The 16,654-nt window shown below is 73.1% G+C and carries 12 protein-coding genes; 9 read left to right on the plus strand and 3 right to left on the minus strand.

Annotated features, from left to right (window positions below; translation table 11 throughout):
• Positions 1–144 precede the first annotated feature (144 nt).
• The 5 genes from ACF1A5_RS11115 (at position 145) to ACF1A5_RS11135 (ending at position 4,388) form a co-directional block, all read left to right on the plus strand.
• On the plus strand, positions 145–1,440 hold the full coding sequence (locus ACF1A5_RS11115) for an alpha/beta fold hydrolase (RefSeq protein WP_392192552.1): 1,296 nt from the start codon (positions 145–147) through the stop codon (positions 1,438–1,440).
• Between the two features lie 426 nt (positions 1,441–1,866).
• The gene (locus ACF1A5_RS11120; protein WP_392192553.1) at positions 1,867–2,502 is read left to right on the plus strand and encodes an MBL fold metallo-hydrolase; all 636 of its coding nucleotides are present in this window, start codon (positions 1,867–1,869) and stop codon (positions 2,500–2,502) included.
• Between the two features lie 84 nt (positions 2,503–2,586).
• Positions 2,587–3,366, plus strand: coding sequence for an exodeoxyribonuclease III (locus ACF1A5_RS11125; RefSeq protein ID WP_356183914.1), 780 nt, complete (start codon positions 2,587–2,589; stop codon positions 3,364–3,366).
• A 24-nt stretch (positions 3,367–3,390) separates the two neighbouring features.
• A complete protein-coding gene (locus ACF1A5_RS11130) occupies positions 3,391–3,867 on the plus strand; it encodes a GtrA family protein (protein WP_392192554.1) in 477 nt (158 codons plus the stop codon).
• Positions 3,868–3,926: 59 nt separating this feature from the next.
• Positions 3,927–4,388: a DUF6278 family protein gene (locus tag ACF1A5_RS11135; RefSeq protein ID WP_392192555.1), complete on the plus strand. Its 462-nt coding sequence runs from the start codon at positions 3,927–3,929 to the stop codon at positions 4,386–4,388.
• 481 nt (positions 4,389–4,869) lie between these two features.
• Here ACF1A5_RS11135 and ACF1A5_RS11140 read toward each other — a convergent pair whose 3' ends face one another.
• Complete coding sequence (locus tag ACF1A5_RS11140; protein ID WP_392192556.1) at positions 4,870–6,438, minus strand: alpha/beta fold hydrolase; 1,569 nt, start codon at positions 6,436–6,438, stop codon at positions 4,870–4,872.
• A 141-nt stretch (positions 6,439–6,579) separates the two neighbouring features.
• Positions 6,580–7,341, minus strand: a complete 762-nt coding sequence (locus ACF1A5_RS11145) for a hypothetical protein (RefSeq protein ID WP_392192557.1) — start codon at positions 7,339–7,341, stop codon at positions 6,580–6,582.
• 104 nt (positions 7,342–7,445) lie between these two features.
• Here ACF1A5_RS11145 and ggt point away from each other — a divergent pair, with 104 nt between their 5' ends.
• Positions 7,446–9,245 carry a gamma-glutamyltransferase gene (gene ggt, locus ACF1A5_RS11150; RefSeq protein WP_392192558.1) on the plus strand — a complete coding sequence of 600 codons (1,800 nt, stop codon included), beginning with the start codon at positions 7,446–7,448 and terminating at the stop codon, positions 9,243–9,245.
• A gap of 123 nt (positions 9,246–9,368) precedes the next feature.
• On the opposite strand, the gene ACF1A5_RS11155 is transcribed toward ggt, so the two are convergent.
• The gene (locus ACF1A5_RS11155) at positions 9,369–11,930 is read right to left on the minus strand and encodes an ATP-dependent Clp protease ATP-binding subunit (protein WP_392192559.1); all 2,562 of its coding nucleotides are present in this window, start codon (positions 11,928–11,930) and stop codon (positions 9,369–9,371) included.
• Between the two features lie 621 nt (positions 11,931–12,551).
• Between ACF1A5_RS11155 and ACF1A5_RS11160 the strand changes: the two genes are divergently transcribed.
• From ACF1A5_RS11160 to ACF1A5_RS11170, 3 genes are all read left to right on the plus strand, one after another.
• Positions 12,552–14,273, plus strand: coding sequence for a hypothetical protein (locus ACF1A5_RS11160; protein WP_392192560.1), 1,722 nt, complete (start codon positions 12,552–12,554; stop codon positions 14,271–14,273).
• Between the two features lie 221 nt (positions 14,274–14,494).
• Entirely contained in the window at positions 14,495–15,337 is an 843-nt protein-coding gene (locus ACF1A5_RS11165; protein WP_392192561.1) for a nitrilase-related carbon-nitrogen hydrolase, read from the plus strand.
• Positions 15,334–16,617 (plus strand): aspartate aminotransferase family protein, encoded by a 1,284-nt coding sequence (locus tag ACF1A5_RS11170; protein ID WP_392192562.1) that lies wholly within the window; start codon positions 15,334–15,336, stop codon positions 16,615–16,617. The genes ACF1A5_RS11165 and ACF1A5_RS11170 overlap by 4 nt, the downstream gene beginning before the upstream one ends.
• Positions 16,618–16,654 lie beyond the last annotated feature (37 nt).

The raw sequence follows: 16,654 nt of genomic DNA on the forward strand, positions 1-16,654 counted from the left end.
TGGCCGGGACTGGGTGGGGAGGTCGTCCAGGCGGTCAGGACCGGCCGCGGTGGCCACGGCAGAGGCCGTCTCGGCCAGCCAGATACGAGACCGCTCGGTGGCTGCGCGGTAGGGGCAGTCGTGAGACGTGAGAGAGTCTGGGGCGTGAGTGAGACACCCCCGAACACCCTGCAATACCGCTTTGACGGGCCAGAAGACGCTCCGGTCCTGATCCTGGGTCCCTCACTGGGTACCACATGGCACATGTGGGACCGGCAGGTCCCGGAGCTGGCGAAACAGTGGCGGGTCGTCCGGTTCGACCTGCCGGGACACGGCGGCGCACCCGCGTACCCGATCGGCTCCGTCTCCGACCTGGCCGCCCGGCTGCTCGCCACCATGGACGCACTCGGTGCGCAGCGCGTCGGTTACGCGGGCTGCGCGCTCGGCGGCGCGATCGGCATCGAACTGGCCCTGCGCCACCCCGAGCGCCTCGCCTCACTCGCCCTGATCGCCGCCTCGCCCCGGTTCGGCACGGCCGACGAGTTCCGGCAGCGCGGGGTGATCGTCCGTACCAACGGCCTCGACCCGATCGCCCGTACGTCCCCCGACCGCTGGTTCACCACCGGCTTCGCCGCCGCCCAGCCCGCGATCACCGACTGGGCCGTGCAGATGGTGCGCACCACCGACCCCGGCTGTTACATAGCCGCCTGCGAGGCGCTCGCCTCCTTCGACGCCCGGGCCGAACTCGCCCGCGTCGGTGTGCCGACCTTGGTCCTGGTCGGCTCGGACGACCAGGTCACCGGCCCCGCCGAGGCGCGCACCCTGGTCGCCGGCATCCCGGACGCCCGCCTCGCGGTCGTCCCCGGCGCCTCCCACCTGGTCCCGGTCGAGCAGCCCGCCGCCGTCACCGACCTGCTGGTCAGGCACTTCTCCACGGCCTGGCAGCCCGCCTTCGAGCAGGCCACGGGCCAGACGGCGGCCGTGGCGCCGGCGGTCAGGTCCGGCCTGCCCGTGCCCCGGCAGGCCGGCCCGATCGCCGAGATCGCCCCGGCGGCCGTGCCGCCCCGCTCCACGGACCGGTCCGACGCCTACGACACCGGCCTGAAGCTGCGCCGCGAGGTGCTCGGCGACGCGCACGTCGACCGGGAACTGGCCGAGGCCGACGACTTCTCCGGCGACTTCCAGCAGCTCCTCACCCGCTACACCTGGGGCGAGATCTGGGACCGGCCCGGTCTGGACCGGCGCACCCGCAGCTGCGTCGCCCTCGGCGCCCTGGTCGCGGGCGGCCACCTCGACGAGCTCGCCTCCCACACCCGGGCCGCCCTGCGCAACGGCCTCACCCCGGACGAGATCGGGGAGGTGCTGCTCCAGACGGCGGTCTACTGCGGGATGCCCGCCGCGAACAGCGCCTTCCGGGTGGCCCAGCGGGTGATCCGCGAGGAGACGACCCCCACGGACTGACGGCGCCGGCTGCGGGCCGTTCCCCGTGGCCCGCCGTCCGGCCGCTCACCGTGGCCCACGTCCGGCCACCCGTCGCGAGCCGCATCCCGGCTGTTCGCCGTGGGCCGTGTCCCGGCTTTCCCCCGTGGGCCGCGTCCGGCCGCTCGCCGTGGCGCGCACACCGGCCGCCCGGCGTGGGGAGCGCATCGGCCGCCTGTCGTGGGCCGCGCTCGGCCGCCGCTGCGGGCCGCGCCCCGGCGGCCGGCCGTGTTCCGTGTCCGACCGCTCGCCGTGGTGCGCACACCGGCCGCCCCGTCGGGGGCCACGCCGCGGCCGCCTGCCGCGTTCCGGCCAGGCCGCCCGCCGCGGCCGCCCCCGGCCGGCCAGGTAGCGGGAGTACCGGCCTGCCCCGCCCGCGCGCCCGCCCCGCGCGGCAGGATGGGATGCATGAAGCTCACGAAGAAGTCGCACGCCTGTATTCGCCTCGAGAAGGACGGGCGGACGCTCGTCGTCGACCCCGGAGGGTTCAGCGAGGAGGACGCGGCGGTCGGCGCGGACGTCGTCCTGGTCACCCACGAGCACCCCGACCACTTCGACGAAGGCCGGCTGCGCGCCGCCCTGGAAGCGAACCCGGGCGCCGAGATCTGGACCCTGAGGTCGGTCGCGGACCAGATCTCCGCGGCCTTCCCCGGCCGCGTGCACACCGTCGGCCACGGCGACGCCTTCACCGCCGCGGGCTTCGACGTCCAGGTCCACGGCGAGCTGCACGCGGTGATCCACCCGGACATCCCGCGCGTCACCAACGTCGGCTATCTGATCGACGGCGGACGCGTCTTCCACCCCGGCGACGCGCTCACCGTGCCCGGCGGGCCGGTCGAGACACTGATGCTGCCGGTGATGGCCCCCTGGAACAAGATCGCCGAGGTGATCGACTACGTCCGCGAGGTCAAGCCGCAGCGCGCCTACGACGTCCACGACGCCCTGCTCACCGACCTCGCCCGCCCCATCTACGACCGCCAGATCGGCGCCCTCGGCGGCGCGGAGCACCTGCGCCTGACGCCGGGATCGTCCGCCGAGGTCTGAGGGCCGGGGGCGAACGCCCTGGTCACAGCCGCTGGGGAGGCCGGGCGGGACGCGTTGTCGGTGCCGCCCGGTAGGTTGTGGGACATGCGCATCGCGACCTGGAACGTGAACTCGATCACCGCCCGCCTGCCCAGGCTGCTGGACTGGCTGGAGAGCAGCGGCACCGATGTGCTGTGCCTCCAGGAAGCCAAGATCGCCGAGGACCAGTTCCCCTTCGACCGGCTCCGCGAGGCGGGATACGAGGCCGCGGTCCACGCCACCGGCAGGTGGAACGGCGTGGCGGTGCTCTCCCGGGTGGGCCTGGAGGACGTCGTCAAGGGCCTTCCCGGCGACCCCGGTTACGACGGCGTCCAGGAGCCCCGCGCCATCTCCGCCACCTGCGGCCCGGTCCGCGTCTGGTCGGTGTACGTGCCCAACGGGCGCGAGGTGGACCACCCCCACTACGCGTACAAGCTCCAGTGGTTCGAGGCCCTGAAGGCGGCCGTCGCGGGCGACGCGGCCGGCAGCCGCCCCTTCGCGGTCCTCGGCGACTACAACGTGGCGCCGACGGACGACGACGTCTTCGACATCGCCGCGTTCGAGGGCAGCACCCATGTCACGCCCGCCGAGCGCGCCGCCCTGGCCGCCCTGCGCGAGGCGGGCCTCGCCGACGTCGTCCCGCGCCCCCTGAAGTACGCGCACCCGTACACGTACTGGGACTACCGCCAGCTCTGCTTCCCCAAGAACCGCGGGATGCGCATCGACCTCGTCTACGCCAACGAGCCCTTCGCGAAGGCGGTCACCGACGCCTACGTCGACCGCGAGGAGCGCAAGGGCAAGGGCGCCTCGGACCACGCCCCGGTGGTCGTGGACCTCGACGTCTGAGCGGGGCGGCGGTTCACGGTCCCGATGGACAGCGCGCACGGGCGCCGGACACCTGCCCAGGTCCTGGCCTTCGCCCTCGTCGGTGTCGTCAACACCGCCGTCCACTACGGGTTCTACCTGCTGTTGCTGACGTGGTCGCCGTATCTCGTCGCGCACACCGTCGCGTTCGCGCTGAGCATGACCGGATCGTTTTTCCTGCACGCCCGGTTCACCTACCGCACACGGCCGACCTGGCGGAAGTTCCTGCTCTTCCCGCTCACCAACGCGACCGGTTTCGTGATCACGACGACCGGCGTCTACGTGATCGTCGGCGTCCTGCACGCCGGAAACCGGTTCGCCCCCCTGCTCGCCTCCGCGGCGGCCGTTCCCGCGACCTTCGTCCTGTCCCGCACCATCATGCTTCCCCGGACCGAACGCGCTCCGGTGCGGCCGTCACGGCACCCGGTGGCGACGCTGGACCGCGTCCCCCGCCGCCCCCTGGAACCGGTCCGGCCCGACTGACCCGTTCCGGCCCGCGCGCCTGTGGTGCGCACAGCGGTGCGACTGTCACGCTGGGGCCCATGGACATCCCCTTTCTGGGCAGGTGGCGCAAGCGGCACGGATCCGCCTTCGGTGTCGCGGTGTTCCCCGAGGGCGGCGAGGAGCGGGAGGGGCCGGCCGAGAGACGCGAGGGTCTGGCCGATCTGCTGGCCGAGTGCGAACTGCTGCGCTCCCAGGCGTCCGAGGCGGGCGTCCGGCTCGACGACTCCGCCGCCTCGCTGGAGGCCCTCGACCAACTGCTGCCGCGCTGGCGCGAAGACACGGAGACACTGCCCTGGCTCGGCAACGACGCCGGGCTCTACCTCGGCACGGTCGTCGTGCGCACCGTCCCCGGCGCCGACTGGCGGATCCTGCCCACCGGAGCGCCGATCGTCCGGCTGGCCTCCGGCCGTGAGATCGACGTGGTGACCGCCGGTCAGGAATGGGCGGTGAGCGGCGTGCCCGAGCTGTCACAGGTCTACGCGGAGGCCGCGGAGCCGTGAGAAACCCCGGCGCGCACCCGCCGGAGGCGGCGAATGCCGGGACCCGGACACGGCCCCGTACGGCCCTGACCAGCGGCGCGACGTAAATACGGTTTATGCCGCACGGGTGCGTGTCGAGTGCGCAGTCCGCTCCGGGCTGGATAGTTTGCGGCAGCCAGGACACAGCCGAGAGCCAGTAGGGCGGGTTATGGCCGTCGCTCCGTCGATCGAACCGCGTGACGTCACCTCATCAACCGGCTGGTGGTGCCCCTGAAGGGCCCGACCCGCTCCGTCTCCCGACCGCACACGGGGAGTTCCTCCACACCGACCGGACCATCGCGTCGGACCCTCGACTAGGATGTGCCGTTCATCCCTGTGGTGACGGAGATCCAGCCGGTTTCCATCGGGAGCGGAACGCTGCTGCCGGGTGGGGCCCCCCACGGCCCTCGACCGTAGGGGGCAGCAGTTCACAGAGCCATACCCGGCCGGCGGCAGCCGGAGATCACTGCTCGCGCAGGGGGACGGACACGTACGACGGATTGTCCGCAGGCGAGGAGAAGGTCAGCTGCGCGCCGGACGGGTTGTGCTCGATGTAGAGCGGGTCGACCGTGTCGACGACCATCGCGAGCCGGTGTCCGGCCGGGACGTCGTAGGCGGTGGAGTACAGCGGCAGATCCACTCCGAACGCCTCATTGGGCGTGCGCCCGTGCCAGGTGTAGGGCGCGTGGGTGACCAGCTTGCCGAAGCCGAGCGGGCCCACGTCGTACAGGTAGGCCACGAACGTGCCGCTCTCCGCGGCCGGAGTGAGGGTCGTGTGCAACGTCGCGGTGCCGCGCACCCGTTGCGTGGTGGCGTACCGCTCCGACTGCCAGACGGCGGCCCAGCGGCGGGGGAGCAGCGGGATCGACGCGATCGGGGGGATCCGGGCCACCTGGTCGAGGATGCCGGAGAGGAAGACGACACCGCCGTCCGCTCCCGAGTCGACGTTGGCGTGGATGGTGGTCGTGCCCGCGAGGTCGAACTTCCGTCGTGCGGCGCCCACCGACTTCCAGTCCGGGTAGCCCTCGTAGCCGTCCGTGGAGCGGGACTTCAGCTGCACCGGCTGCTCGTGCTCGATGCCGTTGTCCGCGCCCTTGAGGTAGCGGTCCAGCCAGCGCCGGGTGTCGGTCCACACGTCGTTGGGCAGCCCGAACAGGCCGGTCAGCTCGGCGGTGGCGTGGTCGCCGGGGCGCAGTTCCAGTCTCTTCGGGCCGGTGAGCCGCTCGTAGAAGTCGGCGTACTGGTTGGGTGAGAAGACGCTGTCGCCCCAGCCGTTGGCGAGCAGGACCGCCGTGCCGTTCTTGTTCAGGCGGTCGGCGTAGGTCGCGGCAGAACGTTTCTGCCCCCAGTTCACGAGGTCTTGTTCCTTGCTCAGGTCGGACGCGTAGAAGTCGTCGAAGACCTGCCGGACTTCGGGGCTCTCGCGGCCGGTGAGGGTGGCCGTGCCGTCGAGCAGGGCCCCCGCCTGGACGTGCTGGGTGCGGCCGGAGTAGATCGAGCCGATCAGGTCCGCCCAGCCGCTGAGCGCGGCCACCGCCTTGACGCGCGGGTCGTGCTCGGCGGCGAGCAGGCTGATGCCGGCGCCGTAGGAGACGCCCGTCATGCCGATGTGCTCGGGGTCGGCCGGGGTGTGGGCGAGGGCCCAGTCGATCACCTTGGACGCGTCGGCCCAGTCGGGCGGGCCGGCCACTTCTATCCGGCCGCCGGACTGCCAGAAACCGCGCACGTTGTAGGTGACGACCACGTAGCCGGAGTCGGCGAGCTTCTGCGCCTGGGCGAGGTACTCGATCTGGGGCAGGCTCCAGCTCGTGGGCAGCACGACCAGCGGGTAGCGGCGGGAGCCGTCGGCGGCGGCCGGGGTGACGACGTTGGCCTTCAGGACGGTGCCGCCGTCGCCGGTGATGTCGACGAAGCGGACGCCGCCCGTGGCCGCGGCCGCGCCGGGGGCGAGGCCGAGGGCGCTGCCGGCGATCAGAGCCGCCGAGACGGCGCCCACGGTGGTCGTGCGCAGGGCCTTGCGATCGGTTCCCACGGATCACTCCTCACTCGTGTCAGTGCAAAGTGACCCGACGGTAACCTCAGACCTTTACCGGAAGTAACCCGTCGGTAAGTTACGTACGGGTAAAGCTTGTTGAAGTGTTGATCGGGTGTCCGCGGGGGACGGCCGGTGGGCTCAGTTCGCCGCCCGGTGCGAGGTCCGGGTCTGCGCCGGGACGGGCAGCGGCGCCTGCGCCGGTCGGGTCACGTCCGCGACGAGCTCGACCACATCCGGGCCGTACGCCTGCGAGTTGACCACCTTCAGGAGCAGCACGAAGGTGTTCGTGCCGTACTTGCGGGCCAGGCGCTCGTGGTTGCGGGCGAGATAGCGGGTCGCGGCCTGGTTGGTGATCGCGCGCTGGCCGCAGAAGAGGAACACCGGCCGCGCCTCGCCGCGCCCCCCGGCGGTCAGCCGGGCCAGCAGCACGTACTCGCTGCGGCCCCGCTCCATCCGGTAGCGCTCGCCGCCGATCTGGAAGGCCCCGCGCTCCGGTCCCGGCTCGGCCTCGACATTCACCCGAATGCCGGGCAGCAGGGAGGCGAGATGTGCCGCCATCCGGCGGTTGGAGGCCGGCCCGCCCACGCAGAACTCGGTGCGCTCGCCGAAGCCCTGCTGGGCCGCGTCGTGCGCCACGACCTGGGCGTTCGCGTGACAGTCCTTGATGAGGGCGGAGAGTTCGAGGAGGGCGAACACGTCACGCCGCGTCACCGTCAGCTCGGGGCCGCCCGCGTCGCGGTTGACCACCAGGAGGGACTCGGCGTTGTCGGGCAGTCCGAAGAAGGCCTGCTTGCGTCGCAGCTTGCGCCGCCACAGGTAGGTGCGGGCCAGCCAGCCGAGCGCCGCGGAGATGCCGGCGGCTATCACACCCAGGAGGATGTTGCGCACGTCGTCGTTCATGGCCGCGCATGGTAGCGGTTCGGGCGCGACCCCGCGCCGGACCCTCCTGACGAGGGCATGGCAATGGTTTAGGCTGCCGGGACGGTCTCTGACTGGAGGTGCGGATGCGTCGCCCTGTCGCACGGAAGCTCGCGGTCCTGGCGGTCTCTGCCGCTGTGCTGTCGGTGGGGGCGACGGCGCCTCCCGCCGGGCGGACGAGACCGGCGGAGAAGGTCCCGGTGGCCGTCGGCTACGGCGGCGCGGTCGCGAGCGTCGACGCGGACGCCTCCGCGGCCGGCATCGAGGTGCTGCGCAAGGGCGGCAACGCCGTCGACGCGGCCGTCGCCACCGCCGCCGCCCTCGGCGTCACCGAGCCGTACTCCTCCGGCATCGGCGGAGGCGGCTACTTCGTCTACTACGACGCCCGCACCCGCACGGTGCACACCGTCGACGGGCGCGAGACGGCCCCGCTGAGCGCCGGCTCCGACCTCTTCCTGGAGAACGGCAAGCCGCTCGCCTTCGCCGACGCCGTCAGCAGCGGTCTGAGCGTGGGCACACCGGGCACGCCCGCCACCTGGCAGGCGGCCCTGGACGCCTGGGGCACCCGGCGGCTCGGCACGGTCCTGAAGCCCGCCGAGCGGATAGCCCGCGAGGGCTTCACCGTCGACGACACCTTCCGCTCCCAGACCGCGTCCAACGAGACCCGCTTCCGCTACTTCCCCGACACCGCCCGCCTGTTCCTGCCGGACGGAAGGCTCCCGGTCGTCGGCTCCACCTTCAAGAACCCGGACCTGGCCCGGACTTACGCGGAGCTGGGCAGGAAGGGCGTCGGCGCGATCTACCACGGCGACCTCGGCGACGAGATCGTCGACACGGCCGAACACCCGCCCGTGGACCCGGCGTCCGGCTGGAACGCCCGCCCCGGCAAGCTGTCCGAGAAGGACCTCGCGGCCTACCGCGCCAAGTACCAGGCCCCCACCAGGACGTCCTACCGGGGCCTGGGCGTCTACTCCATCGCGCCCTCCTCCTCCGGCGGCACCACCGTCGGCGAGGCGCTCAACATCCTGGAGCGGACGGACCTTTCGAAGGCGAGCGCGGCCCAGTACCTGCACCGCTACATCGAGGCGAGCCGCATCGCCTTCGCCGACCGGGGCCGCTGGGTCGGCGACCCCGCCTTCGAGGACGTACCGACCAAGGAGCTGCTGTCGCAGCGGTACGCCGACTCGCGGGCCTGCCTGATCAAGGACGACGCGGTCCTCACCAGCCCCGTCGCCCCGGGCGACCCGCGCCACCCGGCCGACTGCGCCTCCGGCGGGAAGACGGCCCCGACGACGTACGAGGGCGAGAACACCACGCACCTGACGGTCGCCGACCGGTGGGGCAACGTCGTCTCCTACACCCTCACCATCGAGCAGACCGGCGGCAGCGGCATCACCGTGCCCGGCCGCGGCTTCCTGCTCAACAACGAGCTGACGGACTTCTCCTTCGCCCCGGCCAACCCCGCGGTGCACGACCCGAACCTGCCGGGCCCGGGCAAGCGGCCGCGCTCGTCGATCTCGCCGACGATCGTGCTGGACAAGGCCGGCCGGCCGGTGGTGGCGCTCGGTTCGCCGGGCGGGGCCACCATCATCACCACCGTGCTGCAGACCCTGACCGGGTTCCTCGACCGCGGGCTGCCGCTGGCCGACGCGATCGCCGCGCCCCGCGCCAGCCAGCGCAACGCGGCACAGACCGAGCTCGAACCGGGGCTCTACGACAGCCCGTTGCGCACCCGGTTGGAGGCGATCGGGCACTCCTTCAAGTTCAACCCCGAGATCGGCGCCGCCACGGGCGTGCAGCGGCTGCCGAACGGCGAGTGGCTGGCCGCGGCCGAGAAGGTGCGCCGGGGCGGCGGCTCGGCGATGGTGGTGCGGCCGGCGCAGTGACCGTGCGACGGCGTCCGCCTCCGGTTCATCGGGTGAGGGCGGACGCCGTCGGTACGGACGTCGGCAGGCGCGGACGTCGCCGCGTGCCGAAACCCTCAGGGTGTTCCGGCGGCCGCCGAAGCCTCAGGGTGTCCCGGCGGGCGCCGTGTCCTGCCCCTCCTGCCCCTGAGCCGCCCCGTCGGTGCGGAACGCGAGCCGTCCGTCCGCCACCTCCACCGCGACCCGGCTGCCCTCGGCGAGCCGTCCGTCCAGCAGCAGCCGCGACAACCGGTTGTCCACCTCGCGCTGGATGGTCCGGCGCAGCGGACGGGCCCCGTACTCGGGCTGGTAACCGCGCTGGGCGAGCCAGTCGATGGCCGCGGCGGAGAACTCGACGGCGACGCCCTGCGCGTGCAGCATCCGCCGGGTCCGCTCCAGCAGCAGGTCGGTGATCTGCCGCAACTGCTCGGGACTGAGCTGGCGGAAGACGACGATCTCGTCGATGCGGTTGAGGAACTCCGGCCGGAAGTGCTCGCGCAGCGGACGCAGGATCTGCTCGCGCCGCGCCTCCTCGTCCGCCTCGGCGCCGCCCGCCCCGAAGCCGATCCCGGCACCGCGCCGGGTGATGGCCTCGGAACCCAGGTTGCTGGTCATCACGATCACGGTGTTGGTGAAGTCCACCGTGCGGCCCTGGGCGTCGGTCAGCCGGCCGTCGTCGAGGACCTGCAGCAGGATGTTGAAGACGTCCGGGTGCGCCTTCTCCACCTCGTCCAGGAGGAGCAGCGAGTACGGATGCCGGCGCACCACCTCGGTGAGCTGCCCGGCCTCCTCGTGCCCGACGTATCCGGGCGGCGCGCCCACCAGCCGGCTGACCGTGTGCCGCTCCTGGTACTCGCTCATGTCCAGTCGCACCATGCGGTCCTCGCTGCCGAACAGCGCCTCGGCGAGCGCCCGCGCCAGCTCCGTCTTGCCCACGCCGGTCGGGCCGAGGAACAGGAAACTGCCGATCGGCCGGTCCGGGCTGGCCAGCCCGGCGCGCGAGCGCAGCACGGCCTCGGCGACCACACCGACCGCCTCGTCCTGCCCGACGACCCGCCGGTGCAGGTGCTGCTCCAGGCCGAGCAGGCGCTCCTTCTCCTCCTGGGTCAGGCTGCTCACCGGGATGCCGGTCAGCCGGGAGACCACTTCGGCGATGGCCTCGGCGGTGACCTCCAGGTTCTGCCCCTCGTCGGCCTCCTCGTCCCCGCTGGTCTGGGCGATCTGCCGCTTCAGGTCGGTGATGCGGTCACGCAACTGCGTGGCCCGCTCGTACTGTTCGTCCGCGACCGCCTGGTCCTTGTCCAGGAAGAGCTGCTCGACCTCCCGCTCCATGGCCCGTACGTCGGTGCCCTTGGTCCGGGCGCGCAGCCGCACCCGGGCACCGGCCTGGTCGATCAGGTCGATCGCCTTGTCCGGCAGCCGGCGGTCGGACAGATAGCGGTCGGACAGCTCCACCGCGGCCGTCAGCGCCTCGTCGGTGTAGCGGACCTGGTGGTGGGCCTCGTAGCGGTCGCGCAGGCCGCGCAGGATCTCCAGGGCGTCCGCGACGGACGGCTCGGGCACGAGGATCGGCTGGAAGCGGCGGGCCAGCGCCGCGTCCTTCTCGATCCGCCGGTACTCCTCCAGCGTGGTCGCGCCCACGATGTGCAGCTCGCCGCGGGCCAGCGCGGGCTTGAGGATGTTGCCCGCGTCCATCGCCCCGCCCTCGCCGCCCGCGCCCGCGCCGACGACGGTGTGCAGCTCGTCGATGAAGACGATCAGTCGCCCGGCGTTGTCGCGGATCTCGCCCACGATGTTGTTGAGGCGCTCCTCGAAGTCGCCCCGGTAGCGGGTCCCCGCGACGACGCCCGTCAGGTCCAGGGCCACCACCCGGCGGCCGGTCAGGACGTCGGGGACGTCGCCGTCGGCGATGCGCTGCGCGAGACCCTCCACGATGGCGGTCTTGCCGACGCCCGCGTCACCGATGAGCACCGGGTTGTTCTTGCCCCGGCGGGAGAGCACCTCGATGGTCTGCTCGATCTCCAGGTCCCGCCCGATCACGGGGTCGATGCGCCCCTGCCGGGCCAGGGCGGTCAGATCGCGCCCGTACTTGTCGAGGGTGGGCGTGGAGGTGGCGCGCTGCCGCTCGGCGCGCGGCTGCGCGGCCTCCGGCGCCTCGGGCGAGCCGCCCGAGGAGAACCGGGCCGCGTTCAGGATGTGGCCGGCCGCGGAGTCGGGGTTCGCGGCCAGCGCGCTCAGTACGTGTTCGGGGCCGATGTACCCGGCCCCGCTCGCGCGGGCCATGTCGTGCGCGTCGAGGAGGGCGCGCTTGACGGCCGGGGTGAGCGAGAGCGAGGTTGGCGGAGGTGTCTCGCCCTGCGGGACCTGGGCCGGGCCGGACCGCTCGTCGATCTCCATGGCGAGTGAGTCGGGGTCCGCGCCGGACCGGCTGAGCAGACTCCGGGTGGGCTCGGTGGCGAGGGCGGCCCGCAGCAGATGCTGGGTGTCCAGGTCCCGGCTGCCGTGCTCGGCGGCGTACTGGGCCGCGCCGCGCACCAGCTCCCGGGCGGGCTGGCTGAGCAGCCTGCCGATGTCTATCTGCCGGGGACCGGGGCGCGGTCCACCGAAGAAGCGGGCGAGGAATTCGCCGAAGGGGTCGCCCTCCGGGCCGATGAAGCCGCTGGTCATCGTTTCCCTTCCTGCGCTGACGACGTGCCGGGGCCGGGTAACCCGGCTGGGTGTCGCTCATGCCACGATGACACGGGTTCCTGAGGAAGGCATGTGCAGAAACCCGCAGCCCGGAGCCGGCCCCCCATCCGGCGTCGCCCTCCGCCGGCGTTGCGGGCCCGGTACCGAGCGGAACGGGCCCGCGCGGTGGACGCCGCGGCGGTTCCCGGGGCCTCAGCGCCCGCCGACGGCGACGCTCGCCGGCGACCGAGTCGCCGAACACGTGGTTGAACTTGTTGATGTAGTGCAGCGGGTTGAGATCCACCATCGTCGCGACCAGCCCCCGGTCCTCAGGTTCGACATGTTGGGTCCCCCGTACATGAATCCGTGCGCATGCCGTAGTAGGGCCGCTTACGGTGAAAGTAATCGGTCGGTCAAAGGGGGCGTCCGTTGCGAATCAAAGGAGCGGCAAGCTGCCTGATGGGGGGAGTGGTGAGCGGCCAGGGACGGCAGCCCTCAGCACCGGACCGCCCTCGGGAGAGAGCCCGGCGCACTCGCGCGGAAAACTCCCCGTAGCCGCGCTGTAACACGGCTGGTGTTCGCTACGGAACCGGAGTGCTCCGGCCTGGCGGGAGTTGAGTGATGACTGTGGACCGACTCCCGGGCCCTGTGCGGGAGTTCGCGAACCATCTGAACGGTCTGCTGGCGCGTCTGGATCAGGGCGGCGGCTGGTGCGGCGTGTTCTGGCAGCGCGACCCGGAGGGGATGCGGGCCTGCCTCGAGGGCCGTGAGGTGCCGCCGTGGGACGTGCTGGAGGCGCTGCTGCAGGACCTCGCCGCGCACCAGGGCCCGGCCGAGGCCGTGTCGGAGCGGGAACGGGCCCGCGTGGCGCACGCCGCCGCGCTCGCCGCGTACGACGCCCGGCCCGGCAGCCGGGAGGCGCTGGCCGACCGTCTCGCCGTGATGCTCCGCGAGCAGCGGTACGCGGCCGAACGCCAGGCGCTGCTGAGCCGCCGCCTCACCGACGCGGCCACCCAGGACGAACTCGACGCCCTGCGCACCGACCTCGCCTGGGCCCACGACGACCACACCCGCGCAACGGCCCGCTGCACCGAACTCCGGGCCCGGCTGACCAGGCTGCCCCCACACACGGCGCCCGCGACCGAGGCCGGGGCTCCCCACCCCGCCATCCCGGGCTTCCTCGCGGACGCCTCGGCTCCCGCCGTGGAGGCTGTGGGCCCCCTCCCGGGTGCCTCGGGCCGTACCTCCGGCGCCACGGCTCCCGGTCCGGGCGCTGTTGGGGGTGTCCCCGGTGTCGCGGCCCCGGTGGCGGGCGGCACGAACCCCGCTGCGGACGCCTTGGGCCGTGTCCGCGGCGGCATGGCCTCGGGCGCGGACGCCACGGTGCGCGCAGCCGGTGCCATGGCTCCTGCCCCCGACGCCGTGGGTTCCGTCGCGGACGCCTCGGGGCGTGTCCCTGGTGCCGTCGCTCCGGGCACGGGTGCCGCGAGGCGTGCCCCTGGTGCCCCCGCCCCGGACCCCGCCGGCCGCGTCGCGCGAGCCGGTGGCGGCGCGCCCGCCTCGGCCGGCCCCGGAGCCGCCCGGGCGGAGACGGCTGGTGGCGTGGGGCGGAAGCGGCGCCGGGGGAGTGCGCGGTTCGCCGGGATGGCCGAGGAAGAGGCCGTCGCCGAGGGCGTGCCGCCGGGAGCCGCGGTGGTGCCCGCGCCCGCCCCGCCCGCGGCGGCCCGCCGCAGCCCGCGTGGTGCGCGGTTCGCCGGGGCCGCCGGCCCAGAGGCGGCGGAGGCCGCGCGGCCGCGGACCGAACCGGTGGACGCCGGGGCCGGGCAGGCCGTCGCCGGGGCCGTCGCGGCGCTGGCGCGGCTGCGCGGCGAGGGACGTACCGGCGAGGCGCACGCCCTGCTGATCGAGGCCGCCCACTGGCCCGCCGCCCGTCTCCCGCTGCTCGCCGCCGAGCTGGAGCGTGCCGGGCTCGGTGCCGACTGGGCGACCCTGCTCTGGGAGGCCGCCTCGCTCCCCGCCGACCGGGTCGTCGCCGCCGCCGACGTGCTGGTCGCGGCCGGGCGCGCCGACGACGGCCGGCAGATCGTGCGGCAGGGGGTCGCGCGGCCCGCCGCCGAGATCGGCGAGGCCGTGCTCGGCCTGGTCGGCGGGGGGCGCCGGCGTGAGGCGCGCGCCCTGCTCGACGCCTACGTGCGCGTGCGCGCCCCCGAGGAGGCGGCCCGCAGCGTCGAGAGCGATCCGCAGCGGCTCGTCCCGCTGCTGCTGGAGGCCGCCCGGGGCGTCTCCGACGAGCGGCACTGGGACCTGGTGCACGCCCTGCGGGTCGCGGGCTTCGCCACGTGACGGGCGCCGCGACGCCCCCGCGGGCGCACCCGCGTACCGCATCGAGCGCCTCACCAGCCCCGTCACTCACCCCTCACTCACCCACAGGAGTGTGAAACGTGATCGACTCAGCGGGTTGACGACGATGGTCTTGGCAACGCCGTCCCAGGGGCTTACGTTCGTCCCTCTACGGCCTCCTCTACGGGCGTAGAGGCTCTGACGTACCGTCGAAGGAGCAGCTCATGGCCAACGTGGTCCGTGCGGCCCTGGTCCAGGCCACCTGGACCGGCGACACCGCGTCCATGGTCGCGAAACACGAGGAGCACGCCCGAGCGGCGGCCCGTCAGGGCGCCGGGATCATCGGGTTCCAGGAAGTCTTCAACTCGCCCTACTTCTGCCAGGTCCAGGAGCCGGAGCACTACCGCTGGGCCGAGCCCGTCCCGGACGGGCCGACCGTGCGGCGTATGCAGGACCTCGCCCGCGAGACCGGCATGGTGATCGTCGTCCCGGTCTTCGAGGTCGAGCAGTCGGGCTTCTACTACAACACCGCCGCAGTGATCGACGCCGACGGCACCGTCCTCGGCAAGTACCGCAAGCACCACATCCCGCAGGTCAAGGGCTTCTGGGAGAAGTACTACTTCAAACCCGGCAACCTCGGCTGGCCCGTCTTCGACACCGCCGTCGGCCGGATCGGCGTGTACATCTGCTACGACCGCCACTTCCCCGAGGGCTGGCGGCAACTCGGCCTGAACGGCGCCCAGCTGGTCTACAACCCCTCCGCCACCCACCGCGGCCTGTCCGCCCACCTCTGGCAGCTGGAGCAGCCGGCCGCCGCCGTGGCCAACGAGTACTTCGTCGCCGCGATCAACCGCGTCGGCCAGGAGGAGTACGGCGACAACGACTTCTACGGGACGTCGTACTTCGTCGATCCGCGCGGCCAGTTCGTCGGGGACGTCGCCGGCGACTCCAAGGAGGAACTCCTCGTCCGCGACCTCGACTTCGACCTGATCGACGAGGTGCGGCAGCAGTGGGCCTTCTACCGCGACCGCCGCCCCGACGCCTACGAGGGGCTGGTGCGGCCGTGAGCGACCTGTACGCCCGCCACCGGGCCGTCCTGCCCGACTGGCTCGCCCTCTACTACGAGGACCCGATCGAGATCACCCACGGCGAGGGCCGCCACGTCTGGGACGCGGACGGCCGGCGCTACCTCGACTTCTTCGGCGGCATCCTCACCACGATGACCGCGCACGCGCTGCCCGAGGTGACCAAGGCGGTGAGCGAGCAGGCCGGGCGGATCCTGCACTCCTCCACGCTCTACCTCAACCGCCCGATGGTCGAACTGGCCGAGCGCATCGCCCAGTTGAGCGGCATCCCGGACGCCCGCGTCTTCTTCACCACCTCCGGCACCGAGGCCAACGACACCGCGCTGCTGCTCGCCACGACGTACCGGCGCAGCAACACGATCCTGGCCATGCGCAACAGCTACCACGGCCGTTCCTTCAGCGCCGTCGGCATCACCGGCAACCGCGGCTGGTCCCCGACCTCCCTGTCCCCGCTGCAGACGCTGTACGTGCACGGCGGGGTCCGCACCCGCGGCCCGTTCGCCGCGCTCGACGACGACGCCTTCATCGCGGCCTGCGTGGACGACCTCGAGGACCTCCTCGGCCACACCCGCCCGCCCGCGGCCCTGATCGCCGAGCCCGTCCAGGGCGTCGGTGGCTTCACCTCCCCGCCGGACGGCCTGTACGCGGCCTTCCGGGACGTGCTGCGCGAGCGCGGCATCCTCTGGATCGCCGACGAGGTGCAGACCGGCTGGGGCCGCACCGGCGACCACTTCTGGGGCTGGCAGGCGCACGGGCAAAGCGGCCCGCCGGACATGCTGACCTTCGCCAAGGGCATCGGCAACGGCATGTCCATCGGGGGGGTCGTCGCCCGCGGCGAGATCATGAACTGCCTGGACGCCAACAGCATCTCCACCTTCGGCGGCACCCAGATCACCATGGCGGCGGGACTGGCCAACCTCACGTACCTCCTCGACCACGACCTCCAGGGCAACGCCCGGCGGGTCGGCGGGCTGCTCATCGAACGGCTGCGGTCCGTGGCCGCGCAGCTGCCCGGCGTGCGGGAGGTCCGCGGGCGCGGCCTGATGATCGGCGTCGAACTGGTGAGACCGGGCACCGACGAGGCCGACCCGCAGGCGGCGGCCGCCGTCCTGGAGTCGGCGCGCGCGGACGGACTGCTCATCGGCAAGGGCGGCGGCCACAACACCAGCGCCCTGCGCATCGCCCCACCGCTGTCCCTGACCGTCGCGGAGGCCGAGGAGGGCGCCGCGATCCTCGAAGGCGCGCTGCGGAGCGCGCAGTAGCACGGACGGCCGGTCCGGTGACCGGCCGCGAGCACAG

This window comes from Streptomyces sp. NPDC014864 (assembly GCF_043081525.1).
Taxonomy (GTDB): Bacteria; Actinomycetota; Actinomycetes; order Streptomycetales; family Streptomycetaceae; genus Streptomyces.

Coding starts and splice junctions, on each gene's coding strand:
- ACF1A5_RS11120 (WP_392192553.1), top strand. CDS start 1,867: ATGAAGCTCACGAAGAAGTCGCACGCCTGTATTCGCCTCGAGAAGGAC.
- ACF1A5_RS11125 (WP_356183914.1), top strand. CDS start 2,587: ATGCGCATCGCGACCTGGAACGTGAACTCGATCACCGCCCGCCTGCCC.
- ACF1A5_RS11130 (WP_392192554.1), top strand. CDS start 3,391: ATGGACAGCGCGCACGGGCGCCGGACACCTGCCCAGGTCCTGGCCTTC.
- ACF1A5_RS11135 (WP_392192555.1), top strand. CDS start 3,927: ATGGACATCCCCTTTCTGGGCAGGTGGCGCAAGCGGCACGGATCCGCC.
- ACF1A5_RS11145 (WP_392192557.1), bottom strand. CDS start 7,341: ATGAACGACGACGTGCGCAACATCCTCCTGGGTGTGATAGCCGCCGGC.
- ggt (WP_392192558.1), top strand. CDS start 7,446: ATGCGTCGCCCTGTCGCACGGAAGCTCGCGGTCCTGGCGGTCTCTGCC.
- ACF1A5_RS11155 (WP_392192559.1), bottom strand. CDS start 11,930: ATGACCAGCGGCTTCATCGGCCCGGAGGGCGACCCCTTCGGCGAATTC.
- ACF1A5_RS11160 (WP_392192560.1), top strand. CDS start 12,552: ATGACTGTGGACCGACTCCCGGGCCCTGTGCGGGAGTTCGCGAACCAT.
- ACF1A5_RS11165 (WP_392192561.1), top strand. CDS start 14,495: ATGGCCAACGTGGTCCGTGCGGCCCTGGTCCAGGCCACCTGGACCGGC.